The sequence below is a fragment of the Flavobacterium selenitireducens genome (assembly GCF_014748335.1).
In the GTDB taxonomy this organism is placed as follows: domain Bacteria; phylum Bacteroidota; class Bacteroidia; order Flavobacteriales; family Flavobacteriaceae; genus Flavobacterium; species Flavobacterium selenitireducens.
On sequence record NZ_JAAVIY010000002.1, the window covers coordinates 141,776 to 159,180 of the forward strand.

At 46.6% G+C, this 17,405-nt stretch carries 17 protein-coding genes and 1 pseudogene; 6 read left to right on the forward strand and 12 right to left on the reverse strand.

Annotated features, from left to right (window positions below; translation table 11 throughout):
* Positions 1-28: 28 nt before the first annotated feature.
* The 5 genes from HC229_RS04230 to HC229_RS04250 form a co-directional block, all read right to left on the reverse strand.
* Entirely contained in the window at positions 29-1,450 is a 1,422-nt protein-coding gene (locus HC229_RS04230; protein WP_191019216.1) for an ammonium transporter, read from the reverse strand.
* Positions 1,451-1,618: 168 nt separating this feature from the next.
* Positions 1,619-2,167 carry a DinB family protein gene (locus HC229_RS04235; RefSeq protein ID WP_191019217.1) on the reverse strand — a complete coding sequence of 183 codons (549 nt, stop codon included), beginning with the start codon at positions 2,165-2,167 and terminating at the stop codon, positions 1,619-1,621.
* Between the two features lie 58 nt (positions 2,168-2,225).
* Entirely contained in the window at positions 2,226-2,765 is a 540-nt protein-coding gene (locus tag HC229_RS04240; protein ID WP_191019218.1) for a Crp/Fnr family transcriptional regulator, read from the reverse strand.
* Between the two features lie 54 nt (positions 2,766-2,819).
* Positions 2,820-3,776 (reverse strand): SMP-30/gluconolactonase/LRE family protein, encoded by a 957-nt coding sequence (locus HC229_RS04245; protein ID WP_191019219.1) that lies wholly within the window; start codon positions 3,774-3,776, stop codon positions 2,820-2,822.
* Positions 3,777-3,780: 4 nt separating this feature from the next.
* Positions 3,781-4,944 carry a PQQ-dependent sugar dehydrogenase gene (locus tag HC229_RS04250; protein WP_191019220.1) on the reverse strand — a complete coding sequence of 388 codons (1,164 nt, stop codon included), beginning with the start codon at positions 4,942-4,944 and terminating at the stop codon, positions 3,781-3,783.
* A gap of 174 nt (positions 4,945-5,118) precedes the next feature.
* On the opposite strand from HC229_RS04250, the gene HC229_RS04255 reads away from it, so the two are divergent.
* Positions 5,119-6,273 (forward strand): MFS transporter, encoded by a 1,155-nt coding sequence (locus HC229_RS04255; RefSeq protein ID WP_191019221.1) that lies wholly within the window; start codon positions 5,119-5,121, stop codon positions 6,271-6,273.
* Between the two features lie 425 nt (positions 6,274-6,698).
* Positions 6,699-7,064 (forward strand): annotated as a pseudogene (locus tag HC229_RS04260) (helix-turn-helix domain-containing protein).
* Here the strand turns inward: HC229_RS04260 and HC229_RS04265 are convergent.
* Positions 7,065-7,532, reverse strand: a complete 468-nt coding sequence (locus tag HC229_RS04265) for a very short patch repair endonuclease (RefSeq protein ID WP_191019222.1) — start codon at positions 7,530-7,532, stop codon at positions 7,065-7,067.
* 79 nt (positions 7,533-7,611) lie between these two features.
* On the opposite strand from HC229_RS04265, the gene HC229_RS04270 reads away from it, so the two are divergent.
* Positions 7,612-7,815: a helix-turn-helix domain-containing protein gene (locus tag HC229_RS04270; RefSeq protein ID WP_191019223.1), complete on the forward strand. Its 204-nt coding sequence runs from the start codon at positions 7,612-7,614 to the stop codon at positions 7,813-7,815.
* Positions 7,812-8,465 carry an HNH endonuclease gene (locus HC229_RS04275; protein WP_191019224.1) on the forward strand — a complete coding sequence of 218 codons (654 nt, stop codon included), beginning with the start codon at positions 7,812-7,814 and terminating at the stop codon, positions 8,463-8,465. Before HC229_RS04270 ends, HC229_RS04275 begins: the two co-directional genes overlap by 4 nt.
* Here the strand turns inward: HC229_RS04275 and HC229_RS04280 are convergent.
* The 3 genes from HC229_RS04280 to HC229_RS04290 form a co-directional block, all read right to left on the reverse strand.
* The gene (locus HC229_RS04280; protein ID WP_191019225.1) at positions 8,449-9,714 is read right to left on the reverse strand and encodes a DNA cytosine methyltransferase; all 1,266 of its coding nucleotides are present in this window, start codon (positions 9,712-9,714) and stop codon (positions 8,449-8,451) included. The genes HC229_RS04275 and HC229_RS04280 overlap by 17 nt on opposite strands.
* Before the next feature lie 156 nt (positions 9,715-9,870).
* The gene (locus HC229_RS04285) at positions 9,871-10,287 is read right to left on the reverse strand and encodes a S41 family peptidase (RefSeq protein ID WP_191019226.1); all 417 of its coding nucleotides are present in this window, start codon (positions 10,285-10,287) and stop codon (positions 9,871-9,873) included.
* 390 nt (positions 10,288-10,677) lie between these two features.
* A complete protein-coding gene (locus HC229_RS04290) occupies positions 10,678-10,977 on the reverse strand; it encodes a hypothetical protein (protein ID WP_191019227.1) in 300 nt (99 codons plus the stop codon).
* Between the two features lie 213 nt (positions 10,978-11,190).
* Between HC229_RS04290 and HC229_RS04295 the strand changes: the two genes are divergently transcribed.
* Entirely contained in the window at positions 11,191-11,475 is a 285-nt protein-coding gene (locus HC229_RS04295) for a hypothetical protein (RefSeq protein ID WP_191019228.1), read from the forward strand.
* Between the two features lie 465 nt (positions 11,476-11,940).
* On the opposite strand, the gene HC229_RS04300 is transcribed toward HC229_RS04295, so the two are convergent.
* Positions 11,941-13,983, reverse strand: coding sequence for a M13 family metallopeptidase (locus HC229_RS04300; protein WP_191019229.1), 2,043 nt, complete (start codon positions 13,981-13,983; stop codon positions 11,941-11,943).
* Positions 13,984-14,190: 207 nt separating this feature from the next.
* On the opposite strand from HC229_RS04300, the gene HC229_RS04305 reads away from it, so the two are divergent.
* The gene (locus tag HC229_RS04305) at positions 14,191-14,394 is read left to right on the forward strand and encodes a hypothetical protein (RefSeq protein ID WP_191019230.1); all 204 of its coding nucleotides are present in this window, start codon (positions 14,191-14,193) and stop codon (positions 14,392-14,394) included.
* 115 nt (positions 14,395-14,509) lie between these two features.
* On the opposite strand, the gene HC229_RS04310 is transcribed toward HC229_RS04305, so the two are convergent.
* The gene (locus HC229_RS04310; protein ID WP_191019231.1) at positions 14,510-15,043 is read right to left on the reverse strand and encodes a hypothetical protein; all 534 of its coding nucleotides are present in this window, start codon (positions 15,041-15,043) and stop codon (positions 14,510-14,512) included.
* Positions 15,044-15,167: 124 nt separating this feature from the next.
* A complete protein-coding gene (locus HC229_RS04315; protein WP_191019232.1) occupies positions 15,168-17,384 on the reverse strand; it encodes a glycoside hydrolase family 3 C-terminal domain-containing protein in 2,217 nt (738 codons plus the stop codon).
* Between the last annotated feature and the right edge of the window lie 21 nt (positions 17,385-17,405).

A 17,405-nucleotide genomic window follows, 5' to 3' on the forward strand; every position in this document is an offset into this window, starting at 1 on the left:
CAAACAGGAGCTTTATGTTGCTTAACGGTTACGATCGCATGAGGTTGAGCAAGCCCAAAGGTTGATCAGGTTTAGGAGCGTCTATTGTCTCGTCGTGTTGCGAAAGATCCAGCCCGAGATGTTCGGAATCTTCGGAAACCCGCAACGGAATGAAGAAATTCGTGACTTTGAACAACATCCACGAACCAAAAAACGTGAATGCTGAAACCAATACGAGCGCGATCATGTGGTGTGCGAAAACGTTCCATCCGCCGTGCATGAGGCTTGCGTTTTCCCCTTGAGCGAAAATAGCGGTCAGGATCATGCCCATGATGCCGCCGACGCCGTGGCAGGCAAAGACATCAAGCGTGTCGTCGACTTTTTGCATGACTTTCGACGTCAGGACCTTATTTGAGACGATGGCGGTGATAAATCCGAAAAAGATACTTTGTGGAATCGTGACTAAGCCCGCGGCCGGCGTGATCGCGACTAATCCGACAACGGCACCTATGCACGCGCCCAATGCCGAAACTTTACGGCCGTTCAAGCGCTCGAAGAAAATCCAGGTCAGCATGGCTGCCGCCGAAGCCGAAGTTGTCGTAGCGAAAGCCATGGCCGCCGTAGCGTTTGCGGCAAGAGCCGATCCGGCGTTGAATCCGAACCAACCGAACCAAAGCATTCCTGTTCCCAATAGCACAAAAGGAATATTGGTCGGGATGTGTTTGGCGTTTTTGCGCTTGCCGAGAATCATCGCCCCGGCCAAAGCCGCGAATCCCGCCGACATGTGCACCACGGTTCCGCCAGCAAAATCCTTGACGCCAAAATAGGTCGCCAAAATTCCATTAGGATGCCAGACCCAGTGGCAAAGCGGCGTGTAAATGAACAAGACGAAAAGACAAATAAACAGCAAAAACGAAATAAACCGCACTCTTTCGGCGAACGAACCCGTGATAATGGCCGGCGTTATGATCGCGAATTTCATCTGAAAAAGAGCAAACAAAATAAAGGGAACGGTCGGCGCCATCACTTTATGTGGCAATACGCCAACGTGATCCAGGAACGCGAATGAAAGTGGATTTCCTATGAAACTGTAAAATCGTCCGTCGATCGAGATGCCAATCGGATCGCCAAAAGACAAGCTGAATCCCACCACGACCCATAAAAGGCTGACGACGCCAAGGCAGATAAAACTTTGCAGCATTGTCGAAATCACGTTTTTTTTGCCGACCATGCCTCCATAAAAAAACGAAAGGCCGGGCGTCATGAACAACACCATGCTCGAGGCCGCGAGTAGCCAGGCCACATCGGCTCCTACGATTTGATCCGTGCTTGCGAATTGAGCCAGCGTCTGTACATTTTCCCGCGATTCCGGCCAGAATAACCCAGCCGTGGCCACTGCCGCAATAAGGGAAAAAGAGACAATCCAACGTTTTTCAATTTTTTTAGCTTTATCGTCGATATTATTTACCATAGCCCCCTATTTTTAATAGGACTAAGTTATAAAAATTGTCGATATCTACTTAAGCAGGTTAAAAAAATAGAGGGTCGTTTCGATATATTTCTATTTTTTGAATGTTGACCGTCTAAATTATTTCGGAGACCGACTCCTGTTTGATATGATGGATAGATTTGAAACTCGTCAAGATTGCGTGGCTTGCGCCTGCTGAATGTGGCGTTCGATGTGGTGCACCATAAACCGCAATATGTCTCCTAGTCGAAGCCGGATTAAACGCGACAGCGAGGTTTTGACGTGTACTTTTGACAAGTCCACCGTTGCCGATTTTTCGATCAGAAGCCTGAGCGCGTGGAGTTGTTCAAAGAAAACGAGCAGCGTTCTTTCGTCGAGCCGGCTATGTATCGGATTCATTTCTTTCGCCGTTCGCATCTTTTTTTTCTTGACGGGTTCCGGCTTGATCAAGTTGACCAGGTAATTTCCGAGAATGCCGCTTTCGAAAACGCCATTTGCGACATGAGGCGTCTGAGATGAAAGCTGCTTTTCGATTTCGGGAAGATAAAAATGTCCGTAGCGGTTCAAATGCTCGATGCATTCCAAAAGGCTCCAGCTGTCGGCCGATTTTCTCGCGTTGAGTTCAGTCGGGTTAAGTTCCCTGAACGTCTCCGCGATTTTGGAAACTTTATCGATACGCCCGATAAGATCGTCGATTAGTGATGATGATTGGATTTTCATTGATTGATTGTTACGGGACAAAGTTGCGACATCAATCGGCAATAAACCTTGATCAGGATCAAGAATTCCGGATGCGACTCAACGTTTCAGGCGTCATCCGAAAATACGACGCGATATATTTGAGCGGAATTTCCCGGAAAAGGCCCGGACTTCGCTTCAATACGCGGTTCATTCGCTCGACAGGGGAGGCAGTCAGCAAATCGACTTCGCGTTCCATCAATTCGGTGAGCATATCTTCGAGCAGGCCAATATACCCTTTCGCAGAATCGGCATCCTGGTAAATAAATTGCTCCAATTGCGCTTTCGTGACGCGCTTCAAAACCGTTTTTCGGATAGATTCGAGTGAAAATTCCGACGGTGTTTGATTGAGATACGACGACAGCGAAACGATCATTTGCCCTTTATAACCCAGTCGTATGGTTTGGTCGTCCTTATCGGACAATAGGGAAAGCCGCACCGCACCCGATTCTATGAAGTAAACGTGCTGCTCGGTTTCCCCTGCGTTGAGAATGGTTTCGCCTTTCCCATACGTTTTTTGTTCACCGATGGCTGCAATGGCCACGACCAATTTCTGATTAAAATCCTGCTTTTCGATCATACCCGGCGTTTTGCCAAATATACGAAACGACCTGAACCGCCATTTTCAACAGCGTTATGGAACTGCCTGAAATTTCGCTTTTTGTATCGAGAACTTTTTTGACGGTACGGTCGTGCTATCGTTGAGCTCATCGAATTTCGCCTCTACGACCCAAACGTCGTTCTTGTTGGCCGTCGCCGTTGACGGATATTTGAACCGCTGCTCGAGCGTCGTGGCGCGCTTGACTTTCGCCGATGCCCAATTGTCGCTTGTGCCCAATTCGTGTATCTTGTTGACGCTGCCGTTCTGGACGAGCACCAACGTATTTTTGTCGGTAAGCAGCAAGCCGTCCGCATTGATGAAGAATTGGTCGGTTTTGACCATTTGAACGTTGGCCGGATTGGCTACATCCACTTTGAATACACAACCCTTGCCGCTGCTGGCCACCAAAAGGAAATTGCCAGCGTTCCAAACGATTCCGTTAAGCCCGACGCCGTTGGTCTTGAACTTTTCGCTTTTCGAAAAAAGGCTGGCTTTTCCGTCTGGCGTGACTTTGTAGATGACGTTCGAAAAACTGTCCGTGATGTAAGCATTGCCTTTGTTGTCAAGCGCAAGGTCGTTGGCGAAGTGCTTTCCGTCGAATAGTTTTGACAAGTCGACGTCCGATACTTTTTTGCCCGTCTTGAGGTCGATTGCGATCAGGCGTGCCATCTTGCGATAGGTGTCCGGCGATTTGAATTTGGAATAATTCGCATCCGAAACACAAGCGTACAAACGTTTTCCATCTGCCGAAATCTTAAGGCCGTAACTCGATTTGAGCGCGTTGTCTTTGAGCAATTCCGAGTATTTTCCGTCAGGCGATACCTTTCCGATCGTCCCAAACCGAGCCGAAGATACGTAATACGAATTGTTGGATGCGTGATAGGCGACGCCTTCGGGATAGGATTCCGGCGCTTCGAATTCAATAGTGTCGTTGGGCGCCGATGTCATTCCGAAAAGCGAAACCAAAGCGGCAAAAAGTAGATATTTCATGACGTTATTTTTTAGGTTGGATACGGTAAATGACTCCATTCGAGTCGTCAGAAACAAAGACTGTCCCGTTGGCTGTGATAACCAAACCGGTCGGTCGCCCGAATTGTTGGTTCGCAGCTTTGAGGTAAAATCCGCTCAGGAAATCCTCAGATGAAACCGGTTGCCCATCCTTGAACTTGATGCGCTCGACCTTGAAACCGTCCGGTTCACTGCGGTTCCACGACCCGTGCCAGCATACGAGGCCGTCTCCGTTAAAGCCACCCGAGGTGAAAAACTGGAACGCAATAGGAGCCGCATGTGCAGGAAATTCCATGACCGAAGGCTGACTGGCCGCGACGACCTCTTCTTTGGTCGTTCCGCCCGGGTCTTCGCGCGTCTTGTCGATTTCGCGTTTGCCATATCCGAAAGGGAAACCGTAATCGGCTCCATTTACCAATTTGTTGAGTTCTTCGGGCGGCCAATTGTCGCCTTTGTAATCGCTTCCGTTGTCGAGGCCCCAAAGTTCGCCCGTTTTCGGATGCCAGTCGATCCCGATCGTATTGCGCAACCCCGATGCGTAAATCCCGCGTTGCCACGTTTTAGGATCGACCCACAATACCGTCGCGGTTTCTTTGTCTCCAACGCAGTCGTTGCAAACGCTCCCGACGGTGAGGTACAACATGCCGTCAGGCCCGAAATCCATCGTGCGGTTCGAGTGCTGTCCGCCACTTGGCAAATCGTTGATCAGGGTTTGCTTGGACTCCATATCGGCAGTGCCGTCGGCCAACAACTTGTAGCGTCTCAGCTCGTTGTTGTTAAGCAGGAACAGCCAGCCGTCCTTCATTGTGATGCCGTGTACGCCCTTGAAATCTGAAACTGCAGTAGTCAGGTTCGCGAAAGTGCCGTCAGGCTTTGGTTCAGACAGCATGAGAACATCGCCTGCGTCCCGTCTCGTGATGTAAAGCCGGTCGTTAGGCGCGGCGTACAACATGCGTGGCTTTCCAAGCCCCGATGCGGTGGCGATAACCTCATATCCCGCAGGGGCTTTGAGCTGGCTAACCAACTCGGGCTTGAACGGCATGGGTTGCGCGTATTTTGTGGTGATAGTCGCGTTGACGACTTCCTTGGGCGGAATCCCTTTTTGCGCCGCTACAGAAACGCAAGCAATCAATAGTAAAAGATATTTCATGTTGTCGATTTTAGAAGTTTTAAAGTAGCACCGCAAGCATGAATTGACATTACATTATTTGCCGCGAATGTGATACCCTTGTTTATGATGAATTCAATTCGTCCTGTTATCGCCAAAGTGCTATGCAGACCGGAAAACGGGTGGTAAATTTGCGCTTCCTTTTTAAGCACTGAAATGAAAAAAGAACTCGTTCCGCTAATGCTCGGCGGACTTACCATAGGTATTACGGAATTCGTCCTCATGGGATTGCTGCCCGATATTGCGCGCGATCTCGAGGTTTCGATCCCAGAAGCCGGACACTTGATAGCAACGTATGCGCTCGGCGTGGTCATTGGAGCCCCCGCCTTGGTTATCCTCGGGCGCAATTTTGCTCCGAAGAAGATGCTGTTGTGGCTCGCTTTTGCGCTCGCTCTCCTCAACGGATTGTCGATCATCGCACCCAATTACGAATTTTTGCTGCTCACGCGATTGCTGTCGGGATTGCCTCACGGTGCGTTTTTTGGCGTCGGTGCGGTTGTCGCAAGTAGATTGGCCGACAAAGGCAAGGAAGCGCAAGCGGTTTCCATCATGTTCGCCGGACTGACGTTGGCCAACGTGATCGGCGTTCCTATTGGGACTTATATCGGTCATCACCTGAATTGGCGTTACACGTTCGCGATCATCGCCGTCATCGGATTTCTCACGCTGCTTTCGATGTATTTCCTGATGCCGAATCTCGAAAAGCAGCAATCCGAAGGCATCCGAACCCAGATAAAATTCTTCGGCAAAATCGAAGCCTGGCTGATCATTTTGATTACGGCCGTTGGATTCGGCGGACTGTTTTGCTGGATCAGCTATATTGCGCCTTTGCTCACGAAAGTTTCGCTTTTTTCTGAAGATTCGGTTCCTTACATCATGATGCTTGCCGGTCTGGGCATGCTCGTCGGGAACGTGATCGGAGGCAAGCTCGCCGACAAATTCTCGCCTGCCAAAGCGGTATTGACGCTACAGATCGTTATGGCGGCCGTTCTCGTATCGGTATTTTTGTTCTCGGAAAACCAATATGCCACGCTTGTCCTGGTCTTCCTTACCGGATGCACGGCGTTTGCGATGGCCGCCCCGATCCAAATGCTGATGATCCAAACCGCAAAAGGTGCCGAAATGCTGGCCTCGGCGGCGATCCAGGCGAGCTTCAACATTGGCAACGCACTCGGCGCCTTCCTCGGCGGACTCCCTATTGTGTTCGGCTACGGGTTTGCCAGCCCGAATTTAGTAGGAGTTGTGATGAGTTTGTTGGGAGCGGTTGTGGTGTTGGTGTTCCTGGCAAGGCGTAACGTCAGGCTTGTGTGATGCATCAGCATTTTCGTTCCTGCACAGAAAAACGGGAAGGTCGGAATGGTTTTATTGACGAAAGATATTCGACAAAATGGTCAAGGGGCAAAAATGTTATTGCAAAATTATCCTTACAAAAAAAATTGCAACAACACTGTAACCTTTTTTGTGGAATTCAAAAATTGGTTACAACATCCTGTGACCAAAGTGCCGCGTTGATAAAAACGGCACAAGTGGTTCGAACGATTTCAAACCGATATAGCGGTAAAGGCGGCAATTGTACTCGGGCATAAAGAAACCCTCGCGTGAGGGTTGTTATCTGGACTTGTACAGGTTTTCGTATAACGTGGCTTTGTCGCGCTCGGCTTGAATACTCTTGTTTGTATTTTACAAAATTTGCTAATAGGCAAATTGAGTATATTTACGAAGCAAACATTTACATTATGGAAACTCCTTCAAAACCTCACATCGGCCGAAAAATATCGCGTATTCGTGAACTGCGCGGAATGAAGCAGGAAGCGTTGGCCCAGGTATTGGGCGTGAGCCAGCAGACTGTCAGCAATTTTGAGAACAGTGAAGAAGTCGAAGAAAGCAGGCTAGGGGAAATCGCCTCCGCGCTCGGGGTTACACTCGAAGGGTTGAAACACTTTACCGAAGAATCCGTATTTAACAAGATCAATAACTTTCACGATAATGCTATCTAAAACAATTTCAATCCCATAGAAAAGGTGATTGAATTGTATGAGCGGTTGTTGCAGGCTGAAAAAGATAAATTCGATTATTTTGAGAAACTGATTAACAAAAAGTAATCAGGGTTCGGCCGCTATTGACATCTCATTGTCGTCATCAATCCGGTATTTTCTGGTTCGAATTTCAATAATCGTAGACTCGATTTTGTCAATGACAGAATCGAGATTTTTTTTGATCTCGGTTGACCAGAAGCGAAGGACTGTCCAGCCGTTCGCAGTTAGGAATGCGTTGACTTCTTTGTCGCGTTCGATGTTGCGGGCTATTTTCTTTTGCCAGAAGTTGGCGTTGTTGACGGGTTTCTTTTTGGTTTCGAAGTCTTTGCCGTGAAAAAATTCGGAATCAACGAAGATGGCGAGTTTGTATTTGGCGAAGGTGAGGTCGGGTTTGCCGAAAATTTTTGGGTTATTTTTGCGGTAGCGGTGGCCGCGGTGGTAGAGGGTTTTCATTAGCAATTGTTCCTCTTTACTACCTGAGGATTTCACGGCTTGCATATTTAATGATCGTTGGTGAGAGGTTTTTTGATCCATAAAAGGAGTGTATAAGCAATAACTTTGGATGTAGACAATCGTCCGTTGTACAAATGTCTACTTTAATCAAAATTTGGTCATGGACGTAAAAGCTAAGTTCGGTGAAAAAATCAAGGAACTTCGGTTAAAAAAAGGATTGTCTCAAGAACAGCTAGCGCTGATAGCAGAAGTCGATCGCACATATATTCCAGATATAGAAAAAGGGAGACGAAATGTTTCTTTAGTAGTTATTTATAAGCTTGCGCAAGCTTTGCAAGTTAACATTAAAGACTTTTTTGATTGAGCGCAAAGAAAATTTTACTAGATCATTTTTTAGAAAATGTTGGTGTGACTATCGGCCGAGAGGAACTAACTAACCTTACGCAAGTTCTAGAATGGCAACGAGTTATCAGAAATTTACGCCAAGAGGGTTGGGATATTCAGTCTCTTCGTGAAGGCTATGTTCTTCATTCGGACGTAAAAAGGGAAACTGTTATTAGGCGTGTGGCAATAAGCAATAAGCTAAGATATAGTGTATTGCAAAGGGATAATTCCAAGTGTCGAAGATGTGGAAAAACTGTCGAGGACGGCGTAAAACTAGAGGTAGATCACAAGTTACCTGTAGACTGGGGAGGCTCTAACGATATTGACAACCTTTGGACACTATGTCACGAATGTAATGGAGGAAAAAAGCACTTTTTTTCTGACTTAGATCAGGACGTTATGAAAGAAGTTATGAAGGAAAGCAGCGGTTACAAGAAGATAAAAAAATATTTCCAGCTATTGCCAAATACAATGGTGGAGCCAATTCATCTTGACATTGTCAGTGGCATACGGGACTGGGAAAGGACATTGAGACTTATTAGGGGAAAAGAAAAAATGAATATAGTCTGGTTTTATAGTACAAAAGAATTTCCCTCTGGTGGTTATAAATATATTACGGAAGATCTTTAACAGTCCTCAACTGCTTTAGAATTGCATCTGCGGTTGCCTGGATTGCAGGCACCGCAACCGAATTCCCAAATTGCTTGTAAGCTGATGCATCTGCTACGGGAATTACAAAGTTGTCAGGAAAGCCCTGTAGCCTTGCCCATTCTCGCGGAGTCATTTTACGAATTCCCTCACGATTTACTTCTCCTTTAATTTTTGTTACTGGCGTAAAATCTTCTAAGCGATTATCCAACACGAGATTTCTTTCTCTACCCATTCCACCAACAACAATGGCATTTGAGACTTCGTTATCCATAATTATCTCAAAGCCAAAGCCATTACCTTTATTGGCATGTCTTTCCTTATGAGCTCTTAGTGTTGAAAGGTATTGAGTTGACAAATAGTATTTTGACGAAACTACATCCTTCTCCTTCACGTCATGAAATTGCGCTTTCTTTTCGACTGCTTTAGGATATTCAAAGTTTTCAATGCCGAGGTCTTTTCGAAAACCAACGATATAAATCCGTTCACGATTTTGTGGCACTCCAAAATCTTTAGCATTGATAATTTGCGGTTCGGGGACAAAATAATTTAGGTCATTGCGCAGAACATTTAAGATTGTGGCAAGCGTTTTACCGCCGTTATGATTTTTCAAACCTTTAACATTTTCAAGAAATATTGCTTTTGGCTTATGTTTCTTTATAATTTCTGCAACATCGAAAAACAAAGTTCCTCTGGTGTCCTCGAAACCTCCTCGCTTACCAGCAATTGAGAAAGCTTGACAAGGAAAGCCAGCACAGAGCACATCAAAATTTTGTGGGATGAAATTTTTTGTTTCAGACTTGGTTATGTCGCCAAAAGGAACTTCTCCAAAGTTTGCTCTGTATGTTTTTTGAGCCTCCTTATCCCATTCGCTAGTGAATACACATTTACCCCCCAGATTTTGCAGAGCGATTCTGAATCCCCCGACGCCAGCAAACAAGTCAATAAATTTAAACTTATAATTGGCAGGTGTTGGGAAAGGAACATTTTCCACCTCGAATAATAGCTGTTGAATGGCATCATCATGAAGAATATTATAATCATACTCGTCATTGGCATACTGGACTAATTTTTTTAAAATTATTTTAGCATCTTTTTCGAAATGTTTAGAAACACCATTTCTATAATTATGTAGATAATGAGTTAGAATTGCAGTGTCATTATGTTCAGCGATAAAAATTGATTTTTTTTTCGTGTTCTCTAACTGGGTAAAAGAAATAGCCGTGGTCATTATTTTCAAGAATTATGGGGAAGAATGGAAAATGCTAAAATAGAACTTTTACTCTTCAAGAAATTGTTGGGGCTTTTTAATTTATTAACGATCTAGTCAACTGAATAAATAATAATATTTGCGATTTATATTAAATGCTATGTAATACCTCATTTATCAATTAATCACGTTCATCACCCGCTCCATCTCCAAATTCCTCCCGTCCAAAACATCCTTAGCCGTAGGCCAAATCTCAATGTCCGGCATAATGCCGCGGTCTTTGATGGGGTTTTCGACGCTCATCCAGTAATCCCATTGGGGTGTTGCCACTTCGACGCCTGAGTTGGGCAAGACCGAGACGACGAAAAAGCCGCTCGTGTTGCCCAGGTAGCCGCCTCCGGTTTCGCGACCGATGAACGTCGCGCGCTTGTTGTTGTGGGCGATCGCGGCGAATTCGGAAGTGACGGAAAAACTGTAGCCGTCAATCAGGATATAGACGTTGCCCTGAAAGGCGTCCTTGTTGGGTTTTTGCCATTTTAGCGGCTTGCCTTTGCGGAACACAAACCCGCCCGAGCCATCGGCGTGGACGAACAACTTGCGGTAAATCGGGAAGATGCCCGGAATCCAAACGATGTTTTCCTCAAAACTAAAGCGCCTCTTTTGGGCGACCTTGATGCGTTCATAATAGCGATAGCGGTCCTTGGCGAGATAAGAGTAAAGCAGGTTGCCGTAAACGTCGGTTCCGTCCGCTGCGATGCTATTCTCGCAAACGTTGCGCGATCAGGGGATCGATTTGTTCGACTTTAACAAAAAAGGCGTAAAAACTGTAGCGGTTTTTCATTGACAGAGGCGAACTTTGCAGACCTAACAGATTTTAAAAATCTGTTAGGTCTTACAACTCCAAAGCCGATTTCAAGAAAAAGGGAGCGCCCCCGCACAAAACGACGATCGGCGAAAGTCGCACGCGCCGAACTGCAACCAGAATCACATCTCCAAATCCTTACCCGCCGCATAAAAATTCACCCAAAAAAACTCGCTCTCCTTCAACCCCAGTTCAATAAAAGTGGTCTTGAGAACGGCCTCTCGCTTCTCCGAGTAAGCGCCCGCGCCCTTAAGGAACTCCACAAAGTGATCGAAATTGTCAAAGCGGAAACTCAGCTTTTGGTTCAATGAATACGGCGTGATCTTAAAGTCAAAATCGTAGCCCGGTTTCGTGTGTTCGGTAATTTCGTGAAAACCTTCGGCCATTAGCGCGTCGAGAATTTCTTTGTATTTATCTGTCATGGTGTTTTTTTTAGAGTGACTGAGTGACTGAGTGACTGGTTTGTAACATAATGTATCGGGCTTCACTACTTTACCACTTCAGCTCAAGTTAAAAATTTCCAATCGACAACTTTCACAAATATCTGCTAAAACAAATTTACGGGACATGATAAATGTCATAAACCTGCCGGTAACGTGCGCCTAACTTTGTCTTGTAATTAAAACCACAACGTCATGAGCACCTATGATAAATATTACGAAAAATTCGAAAGCAGCTTCTTTGCAAGCATCACGGTAGGTATTTTGGTTTCAAGCATTCTCGGCGGAATCGCCGCCATGGCCGTCCTGATGAACGGAACCGCACCGATCCAGATGATCCAGCTTTTCGTGGTAGTCGTAGCCGCAATGGGCTTCAACGGCAGCATCCTCGGGCAGCAAACGCCACGCACAATCTACAATTTCCTCATCGGAAGCCTCGCTGTCAACACCTTGATCGCCATCGTAAACTTTGCCTTGTGATCGAGACAAAACATGTTATTGTGAAATCCCGGCCTGGCAAATCCTGATCGGGATTTTTTATAGGAGCTTCTCCCGCTGTCCGCTACTAGCTTTCTTGCAAAAAGCGGTTTTCTTCGGGGCGCGCGTGGCTCCTGCGGTCGCCCGCGCGCCCCAGGAAAACTTCGCTTTTTCCGGCAAAAGGCTAGCTGCTTCCATCGGGGCTAGGCAATTGTGTATGTTTCGCTATTAGGGTGGAATTCGGGCGTGCTATAGGATTTAACAATATTTCCAGTTTTTCTGTACTTCCAATTTCCACAAATTTTGTAGGATCGCAACTAGCCCTTTCCCCAAAGTGAAGTTCGCATTTTTACCAACACCGTCAATACAGGAAAAACGGACACTTTGTTAATTTCTCTCAGTCCTAAAACAAAAAAATCCCGACCAATCGATCGGGATTCTTAATGAGCTTATTCAAACAACGGCTGATTACCAGATTTTAACGCGTTTCTCCGGTGCCAAATACAAACTGTCGCCTGCCTTTACATTGAACGCTTCGTAGAATTCGGGAATGTTTCTCACAATTCCGTTCACGCGAAAATGAGCCGGCGAGTGAGGATCGGAAGCAACCTGGTTGCGCAGTGATTCCTCTCTTGATTTTTCAAGCCAGGACTGTGCGTATCCAATGAAAAAGCGCTGTTCTCCGGTATAACCGTCCATTTTCTTAGAAGGCTTTCCGTTAAGGCTGAGTTTGTAAGCGCGGTAAGCGATCGTCACGCCTCCAAGGTCGCCAATGTTTTCTCCAAGTGTAAACGCCCCGTTGACTTTTAAGTCAGGGAACACGTTGAACTCGTTGTATTGGCTTACCAAAGCGCCCGTTCTTTCCTTGAATGCGGCGTGGTCTTTTTCCGTCCACCAGTTGCGCAATACGCCATCGCCGTCGAAGGAGCTTCCCTGGTCGTCGAAACCGTGTCCGATCTCGTGCCCGATCACAGCGCCAATCGAGCCGTAGTTCGTCGCGTCGTCAGCATTCAAATCGAAGAATGGCGGTTGCAGGATCGCAGCCGGGAATACGATTTCGTTCAACGAAGGATTGTAGTAAGCGTTTACCGTTTGAGGAGTCATGCCCCATTCGCTGCGGTCCACTTTCTTACCCAACTTCGCGATTTGTCGGTTGTATTCGAATTCTGTAGAACGTTGCATGTTCCCAAAAAGATCGCCTTTTACCACTTTCAATGCCGAATAATCTTTCCATTTGTCAGGATAACCAACTTTAGGCGTGAACTTAGACAATTTGTCAAGTGCTTGTTTTTTGGTTTCGGGCGTCATCCAGGTCAATTCCTTGATGCTTACTTCGTAGGCTTTCAAAAGGTTTTGTACCAATTCTTCCATGCGCTTTTTTGCCTCCGGAGAAAAATGGTTTTTCACGTAAACTTCACCCACGATTTCACCTAGGTTGTTGTTTACCGCACCGACGCCACGACGCCACTGCTCGCGTTGTTTCTCGGTTCCGTAAAGGGTTTTACCGTAAAAGTTGAAATTTTCCGTGTCGATATCGGCAGTCAAAACCGTAGCCGAATCGTGAATAGCGTTCCATTTAAGCCAAGTCTTCCAGGTGTCCAAAGGTGTCGATTTGACGATACCGTCGATCGCTCTCATAAACTCGACCTGAGGGAAAATAATGGTTTTTTGGCCTTTGATCTTCGCGTTGTCAAGCATAGCCGTAAAATTGAAGTTCGGCATGATCGTTTTCAGGTTCGCGATTTCTTGTGGATTATACATCTTGGTGACATCGCGCGTCAACTCCTTAGACAGGTGTTTGGATGCGATTGCCGTTTCAAGGGCCATGATTTTCTTGGCATTTTCATCCGCCTTCGTGTCGCCGATAAACTTCAGCATAGCAGCAATGTGGGCTACATATTTGGTTCGGATGGCTTGGGATTTGGCGTCCGTAAGGAAATAATATTCGCGCTCCGGAAGCCCGATCCCGCTTTGCCAGGTATATAGCATGTATTTCGTAGGATCCTTGAAATCTTCGGTCACGCCAACTGCGAAAGGAACCGTTCCGCCTTCCGCATTCGCTTTCCCGAAATAAGCGGCCAATTCGTCGTAGTTTTTGATCGCGTCGATGGCATCCAATTCCGGTTTCAACGGAGAAATCCCTTTGGAATCGCGGGTTTTCTGATCCATATAGGAATTGTAGAAATCCCCGATCTTTTGTTCGTTCGACCCGTCGTCGAATTTTCCTTTAGACGATGCCTCGATGATTTTCTTTACGTTCTCCTGAGCCTCGTCGTCGAGAATTGCAGAAACGCCGTAAGCCGCCTTATCTGCCGGGATAGAAGTCTTCTTTACCCAAGCGCCGTTCACGAAAGCGTCGAAGTTGTCGCCAGGTTTTACGAGCGTATCCATATTTTTAAGAATAATGCCCGAGGTCAATTCCTCTTGTTTCTTGTCGCTTTGGCAAGAGGCCAATGCGAACAACGCAGCTCCGGCGATCAACGGGATGCGGATCAATGTTTTGTTGGTCATAATATTTTGGTTAATGATGAATGCAAAGAAGTCAAAAGTAACGATTTGAAACAGCGATAAGTAAGTAGTTGCCGGGATTTGTTACAAAAGATTGAAAAAATGCAGTGGCAATCGGTTGCCACAACATTTTCGGAAACAAAATAAACCAATGCTAATCAGCAGATTATATTTTTTCTATATTTAGGCAAACTTTAAATAGAGACCGATATGAAAAAACGTTTCCTTACTCTTACGGCTTTGGCTTTGGTAGCTACCGCCACTTTTGTTTCGTGTAAAGGCAAAGAAGGTGCCGCCGACGGTACGTCCGCCGATACCACTATGGTAGACACCACAACGCCTCCGCCAGCTGAAGCTGCGCCTATCGACACGACTATGACTCCAGCCGACACTACTGCGATGCCTGCCAAATAAGACCTGGCGCATACAAAACACAAATCCCTGTCCATTCGACAGGGATTTTTTTTGTCAATTTCCAAACCTCAGAGGTTTTCAAAACCTTTGCGGCTTCTAAATTTCCAGAACAATATTACAACGACCCTAGCAACTTCTGCAACTCCTCGTACTCGCCCGCTTTTCCAAAATCTTCAGGACTGTAACGAATCCCTACCATTTGTTGCTTTTTACAATCGAAACTGATTTTAGCCACGCCTACGATGTTACCTTTCTGTCGAAAAACCAAAATGTCTTTAAAAATAGGCTTGCAGGCTGTTTCTTCAACCGAATTGGTCACGTTTTTCTGTGAGAAGATTTTAGCAAGTTGCTCGTTTTTAGATTTGTCGATCTCTTTCTTGGAGAACTCCAAAATCTCCATGTTGTTCACAAACAGCGTATCTCTCGGGTTTACCGGGACATTTCCGGTTACGATTTGCAACAGACCTTGATCCTTGCGCGATTTTTCCTGGTTGGCATAAAGGCTGTCGACGAATCCTTGCGCAAGCTCTTTGTGATAATAGGTGACTTTATCGAAAATAAAATACGGTTGTTCGCCAGCAGGCTCGGCTTTGTCGCTTTTGCAAGAAACCGCGGCCAGGGCTGCGAAAATGATCAATATGCGTTTCATGGGTCTGGATTTTTCCTAAAGTTAGGCATTTTGGCGCCGCCTGAAAAATCAACTGCAAATAAAAGACGCCCCGATAAGAGGCGCCTTTTGACATTTTCAGATTTGTGCTAACCTTTATCCGAAATTATTGCAATGTGAACTTCACTTTCGATTTGATGTTCGCAGACGAAGCTCCGATGATCGCCTCGAAATCTCCTGGCTCGGCTACCCAATCGTGTTTTTTGTCGTCGAAAAAGCTCAATGCGGACTTGTCTATCGTGATCGAAACATTCTTGGTTTCCCCAGCTTTCAACGTCACTTTTTCAAAACCTTTGAGTTCCTTTACAGGACGCGGCAACGACGATTTCAAATCCGAGATATAAAGTTGTACGATTTCGGATCCTTCGCGTTTTCCGGTGTTTTTAACGGCAACCGTGAACGTGATCTTGTCGGATGCGGCCATCGATTTTTTGTCGGCCGTAACTTTCCCGTACTCGAATGTAGTGTAGCTCAGTCCGTGTCCGAAAGGAAACAACGGCTTGATTTTGCTCTTGTCGTGATGACGATATCCTACAAAAAGGCCTTCGCTGTAATTGACCGTTTTTCCGCCGGGAAATTCGCCAATGGAATGAGCCGAATTGTCCGACAGTTTTACCGGAAATGAAAACGTGATTTTCCCTGACGGATTCACGTCTCCAACCAGGACGTCGGCCAGAGCGTTACCGCCTTCCGATCCCAAAAACCAACCTTGCACTACCGACGGTACTTCGTTGATCCAAGGCATGGCCACGGCGTTCCCCGAAATATTCACGAATACAAGGTTCTTGTTGACTTTAACCAATTCTTTGATGAGGTTGTCCTGATTGTACGGCAATTCCAACCCTTTGCGGTCGTTGCCTTCGGAATCCTGAAAGTCTGACTTGTTGAGTCCTCCGAAAACGATCACGACATCTGCAGATCTGGCCACGTTTTTAGCCTCGGCGAGCAATTCCGCCGCGGAGCGTTTTTCTTCAAGGTTTTGTCCGGTGACCACGCCGTTGTAATTGCCGCTCGCATCGCCTACGTAACCGCGGGCATACACGACATCTGCTTCTTTTCCGACGCGTTTTTTGAGTCCGTCAAGCGGTGATATCTCATATTTTGCTTTCAGCGACGAACTTCCGCCACCCACGGTCATCATCTTGATGGCATTTTCCCCAATCACGGCGATCCGTTTGGTTTTCTTCAAATCGACCGGCAAAACGCTGCGGTCGTTCTTGAGCAAAACGATGCCTTCCTGGGCGATCTTTCGACCGGCCAACCCGTGTTCTTCCGATCCGAAAGAGCCGAACGGACGATTTTTGTCCATCGTCGTCAGGAAGGAAAGGCGCAAAACACGGCGTACTTTTTCGTCCAGCTCTTTGGTTCCGAACTCTCCCTTTTCGATAAGCGCTTTGTAAGGCTTTGCGAGGTAATAGCCGTCGTAAGCGTTCGATTTTCCCCAAGCCAGTCCGTCGGTCCAGCTACCGAATTCCATATCGAGTCCGTTCGTGATGGCTTGTTTGGTATCGTGCACGCCTCCCCAGTCTGAAATCACGACGCCTTTGAAGCCCCACTCACCGCGGAGTACATCGTTTAAGAGATATTGATTGTGGCAAAGGTGTTGGCCTTTATATTTGTTGTAAGCACCCATGATCGCCCAGGCTTGCCCGTCGATAACGGCCGCTTTGAAAGCCGGGAGATAGATTTCGTAAAGCGTCCTGTCGTCCACGATTACGTCTACACCGTGTCGCTCGGTTTCCTGGTTGTTGAGTGCGAAGTGCTTTACGCAGGCTGCGACGCCGTTAGACTGTACGCCTTTCACGTAAGGAACGACCATTTGCCCTGACAAAAACGGATCCTCGCCCATATATTCGAAATTACGTCCATTTAAAGGGGTACGGTAAATGTTGACGCCCGGCCCGAGCAAGACATTTTTGTTGCGAAAACGCGCTTCTTCACCAATGGATTTTCCGTATAAAGACGATAAATCGCGGTTCCAGGTAGCGGCCAGGGCCGTCAAAGCGGGGAATGCAATACACGAATCATTTGTCCAACCGGCTTGGTCCCATTCGTCCCACTTTACTTCGGAACGAATGCCGTGAGGGCCGTCAGTCATCCAGTTTTCCGGAATGCCCAAACGTGCCACACCTGGAGAAGAAAATTTCGACTGGGCGTGGATGATCGCAATTTTCTCGTCGAGCGTCATGCGTTTCAATGCATCTTCCACACGCGCATCGATAGGTTTTGTGTCGTCTAGATAAAGCGGTTTTTGGTTTTGCGCGGACAGATCCTGAAACACGAAAAGTGCAAAAAATCCGACCCTAATAAGTTGTTTAATCATAGTATTGAGTGTTTTTTGGCT